The sequence below is a fragment of the uncultured Methanobrevibacter sp. genome (assembly GCF_937906425.1).
Lineage (GTDB): Archaea > Methanobacteriota > Methanobacteria > Methanobacteriales > Methanobacteriaceae > Methanobrevibacter.
In genome coordinates this window covers 1-4,912 of record NZ_CALCYR010000091.1, presented here as the reverse complement: position 1 = coordinate 4,912, position 4,912 = coordinate 1, and the positions used below count along the sequence as shown (strand labels likewise).

Annotated in this window: 3 protein-coding genes; all 3 read right to left on the bottom strand. The window is 32.1% G+C overall.

From position 1 onward, the window contains the following. Positions 1 to 306: 306 nt before the first annotated feature. A complete protein-coding gene (locus tag Q0138_RS02430; protein WP_346662264.1) occupies positions 307 to 2,763 on the bottom strand; it encodes a hypothetical protein in 2,457 nt (818 codons plus the stop codon). Positions 2,764 to 2,983: 220 nt separating this feature from the next. Next, on the bottom strand, positions 2,984 to 3,136 hold the full coding sequence (locus tag Q0138_RS02425; protein WP_297980451.1) for a hypothetical protein: 153 nt from the start codon (positions 3,134 to 3,136) through the stop codon (positions 2,984 to 2,986). A gap of 95 nt (positions 3,137 to 3,231) precedes the next feature. Further along, positions 3,232 to 3,792 carry a YgjV family protein gene (locus Q0138_RS02420; protein WP_297980447.1) on the bottom strand — a complete coding sequence of 187 codons (561 nt, stop codon included), beginning with the start codon at positions 3,790 to 3,792 and terminating at the stop codon, positions 3,232 to 3,234. Between the last annotated feature and the right edge of the window lie 1,120 nt (positions 3,793 to 4,912).

Below are 4,912 nucleotides of genomic sequence, written 5' to 3'. Positions count from 1 at the left end.
GTATTTGTGTAAAATGTGTTTTGTTGAAAGTGTGTTTTTGTGCTTTTGTGTATTTGTTAATTGTAATCCTATATGTCAGCTTATTGGTTTTTTATAATTTTTAATATGAAATTCATTAAATTAAATATCTGATTTATAATTTTATATATTAATCGATTATCTTTAATATAATTAAAGGAAAAATTAATTAAAATTATATTAATTTTTCCAAAGAAAATAATTTTTTTAAAGCCTTTAATTAAATAGCAAAATTTTTAAAATTCTATTTTTATTTTTTAAAATCCTATTAAAGATTAATTTTTTTCTTTAAAAATCTAAATCAAATCTGGCATGGCAATTCTGATTGGTGCAAAATGCCTTTTTAACCTTTTTATTAAATTGCATATAACTTCCGCATTCCTCACATGTAACTCCTTTATGAAGTTCAAATACGGCATCACGAAATGTCTTTGCCTCATTAGTGCTTAAATCTTGGCTTTCTTCGCTATCATGAACCAAATAATTTCCAAGGTATCTTGTGGTTTCAACTTCATCTATCAATTTCTCATAGAATTTTTCAGCTTCTGTGTTTTCAGTAAGGTGTTCTATTGAGTATTTAGCTCCATTCAGGTACTCCAGTAAGGAATATGGTTTCTCTTTTAGAGGAAGTCTTGCTCCATTTGCTATACAGATATTCTTTAAAATATTTTCCAGATATCTTCTTGTGGCGTGAGCTGCTGCAGGTAAGTCATTATCCCTTAAATGTTTGTTAATGTTTTCTTCATCTGATTTATTATTTGCTAAATGAGCTCCTTCTTCCAAACTCCAGTCTGTAATTTCCACATTTAAAAAGCTTCCCTTTTTATTCTTCTTATCTTTTCTTTCCTTAATTCTTGTAAGTTCCTTAATTTGATTAAACCACATTTTATTGTGTGTTGTAATGATCAATTGATAATCTTCGAATTCATTAATTAATAATCTTGCTATTCTTTCCTTATGGGACAAGTCAACTGTAGCTACAACATCATCCAAAATAATGATTGGAACATTTGGATTTACTTTCATAAAGGCTAAAAATATGCATAGGCCTAATGTGTCAAGATGTCCTTCACTTGAGTATTCCCTAGGGTCCCTGTTTTCATCAAATGATTTTATCTTTAGTTTCAATCCTGTGGAGCCTGAAACCACAACTCTTGGGCTATTAATGCTCTCATCATCATGAATGAAATTATAATATTCATTGATTTTCTCTGTAAGGCATTCAAGAATTGAATTGATATATTCGATCTTTTCCCTTTTGTAGATTTCATAGGTTTTGCTTGAATATTTTAATTGATTTTCAATGGATATGATGGAATTTCTCAATTGCTCCATATGGGATAATTGGATAATTGATTGGTTAAGGAGATTTAAGGTATTTTCAAATTTATTATTTTTATTAATGTATTTGATGAATAACTCGTGTTTTATTTCTCCAATTGTATCATTTATTTGGCTTATTGGATTATTGACATCATGGGCAATTATCTTAAATTGAATCATTAATTCAATATTATTTGAAACTTCCTTTAACAAGCTTAAACAATTATCTATAGAGTCTATATTTTCTTTATTTGGATCTTCTTTAATTTCTGCAGAGTTTTTCTTTTCTTTATTTGATTCATCTTTAATTTCTGCAGAGCCTATATTTTCTTTATTTGGATCTTCTTTAATCATTTCCAATTGCTGCCTAATGAGATTTAATGATTGATAAAGAGATTCAATCCCTTTTAATAATTCATTTGCCTTCTCTTTTAATTGTTCTGATTCTTGAAGATTAGTCTCTAAAGAGTTTATATTATTGTTTAAGTCTAAAATAATCTTTTCAGGTTCAATATCGGAATTGCAAACAGGACATTTGTCACTTTTGCTTATATCCAAATAGTCCTTGGAATCCTTTAAAATGTTTAATAAAAGGCTTGAGGTTTTGCTGTTATTTAGATATAATCTTTCATATTCCTTTTTAATATTGTTTAAATTTTCATCCAATGATTCCAAATAATCCAATTCATTTATGACTTTTAGAATATTCAAAACTTCTTTTTTATTGTTTTTTTCCAAGGTCTTTTGAATTTCATGGAGATACTCTTTAAAGTTTGTTTCATCATTGATTAGGGGAAATTGCCCATCAATAATCAAATTAAGTTTGGAAATGCATTCTTCATATTTTTCCTTGGTCTTTTCATAATTATTCAATTTGATTTTTTTGCTTTGGCTTTGGCTATGATTGATTTGACTGATTTCTAAAATCCTTGCCAGCTTATTGATTGAGTTGATGTATTCAATTTTCTTGTTTAATTCCTGGTCCCTGATTTTATTATCTGTTTTTCTGAATATGTCTTCAAGTTTATCCAAATATTTAAAACCGAATAATTTTCCTATTCCTATATATCTTTGCTTAGGTTGTGAATCGACATAGGTCAAGAGTTTTTTTCTATTTAGAATATTCTGCCCATTTCTTAGGCTGTTCATGAATCTGATTAAGCTAGGAGGATATGAATAGTTATTGATTGTTCTTCTTGCTGTTAAATTATTGCTTGGCTCATCATATGCACTTGCTTTGATATTCGGCTTTTCAAATTTTATTTCAACACTTAAATCACTGGTCTTGTTTCCATAAAAGGGAATGACTGAGTCGTGTTTTATGTCTGCACTTCCCTTTAATGAACTAACTTCTTTGGTAAATAAAAATTCAATTGCATTTACAATGGAACTTTTTCCGGTTCCATTTTCTCCAAAGAGCAATAAATTTTTGGAGTCAAGTTGGATTGACTCGTGTTTAATTCCCCTAAATGAATTAATTTCAATTTCCTTAATTTTTAAATTATAAATTTTATCACACCCCTGAAATATTAAAAAAATAGATTTTTGTTTTTATGAGATTCCTTTCGGATTTGTTTTTTTTTCTTGTATTATTTGTTTTTATTATAATTCCTTCGGATTTGTTTTTTTGTATTATTTGCTTTTATTCAAATTCCTTTTGGATTAGTTTTTTGTAATTTGTTTCTGTGATTTTCTCGCTTTCAATCAATTTCTTTAATTTATTTAGATAACTTTTATCCTCAATTTCCTCATCAAGGCTTTTAAAGAATATTTCTAAAAACTCTTCTTCATTCATTAAAACACCAACTTTTGCTTTTTAATATTATATATGAAAATTTATATTATAATTAAATATCCTATTTTTATAAATTTTTTAATTTTTCTTCTTTTTTAAATTTTCTCCTTTTTCAATTCCTTGTTTTCATCTTCTTTTTTCTCATCCATAATTAGTTTTAATAGGGAAATAAATGCTATGATTGTTGTAATTACTTGTGTTGCACAGGATACAAAGTCATAGATTCCTATAAAGTAGACCACATAAATCAAAAGATTGATGATGAAAGCAACTTTTATCCATTTGATTGTTTTAAAGTAATAATTGCATAATGTTAATTGTATGATTCCAATCATAGGCAATAGTCCAATCAGCCCCATTGTATTGATTAGTGGACAGATGATCAATGTGATAATTATAAAGAATATTGTAAGTCTGAAACTAAGTTTTTCCTTCATTACAAGATAGTTTCTTACAGCTGCAATAAACATTGTAAGCATTCCAGTCCAGGACAAAAAGAATGCAGAAGAAATTGTTAGTATTAGGGCTTCAAGGGATTGGTACTTGTATGCCTCGGTTTTGTCATTTACAATGCAACTGATAATGAGTGCAATTGATGCAAATGCAGAAATCACGTTTCCAATGATGATATTTGGTGCTAAACTTAAAAAATTCATTTTATTTTCCTTTTTGCTAATTTTTTAATAATTTTATTTACTTATTTAATATTTGTTTTTTAGTTTAATAATAATATAATGTGTCTCTAGAGTTTTTAAACTTCTGTTTGCAAATATACGAACTAAATTTCAAATCTCCAAACTTTTTGCCACATTTATTATTCTACTCTGCAATTTTCATCAGTTGCTGCGACGGTCTATCTATATAATAGGTACGCTTGTCGCCCTCGTTGTTGAAGGTCAGCGTCACCTCTTCCACCGAGACATCGAGTTTGCACGGGGCACCCATGATCAGTGGCAGACAACTGTTGCTGCCCACGGGGAAACCACAGCAGATGGGGATGTCAAGGTCGCGAAGGTGGGCTACCAGCATCTGCTCCACACTACCAAACTGAAGGTCGAACTTGATGGAGTTGAACGAACCGAAGATCACGCCCTTCACGCGCTCAAAGCCACTTTGCAGTTGAAGCATATAGAACAGTCTGTCGATATCGTGCAGCGACTCCTCCACTTCTTCGATAAATAGGATACAATCCTGATCAGGCGGCAACAGAAACTTCGTGCCGACGATCGAGGTAAAACTGGACAGATTACCTCCCACGAGCACACCCTCGGCGTGTCCGCATCTATTATGGTCGTTGCCTGCAATCTTGTATTGTGGGATCGTCCCGAACAGAACGTCGCGCGTAATCTGAGAATCGAGTTCCAGACTGTTGGACAGTTGGAAAGCCATCGGACCGTGAATGCTCATCACTCCCGCACTGGTCACGGCATTGATCAGTGTGGTGATTTCACCATGTCCGATCAGCCATTTGGGATGCTTCTGATAATCCTCCGTGTGGATGCGGTTCAACAGATGGATGGATCCATAGCCGCCTCGCGTACATATAATCGCTTTGATGCTATCGTCTTTGAGTGCCCACAGGATGTCGGCAGCGCGCTCATCGGCCGTACCGGCATACACATTCACGTTCAGGCTGTTGGTGTGCGGACCGATCACAGGTTGCAGTCCCCACGACTTGACGGTCTCAGCGGCTTCCTGAATAGACTCTTGCGGAATCCAGTAGGCAGGTGATACAAAGGCAACTTTATTTCCAGATCGGAAGAGCACACGTCTGAA

What these genes read in the sequence shown, in the direction of transcription:
- Q0138_RS02420 (WP_297980447.1), bottom strand. Translation starts at nt 3,792, where the DNA reads ATGAATTTTTTAAGTTTAGCACCAAATATCATCATTGGAAACGTGATT.
- Q0138_RS02425 (WP_297980451.1), bottom strand. Translation starts at nt 3,136, where the DNA reads ATGAATGAAGAAGAGTTTTTAGAAATATTCTTTAAAAGCCTTGATGAG.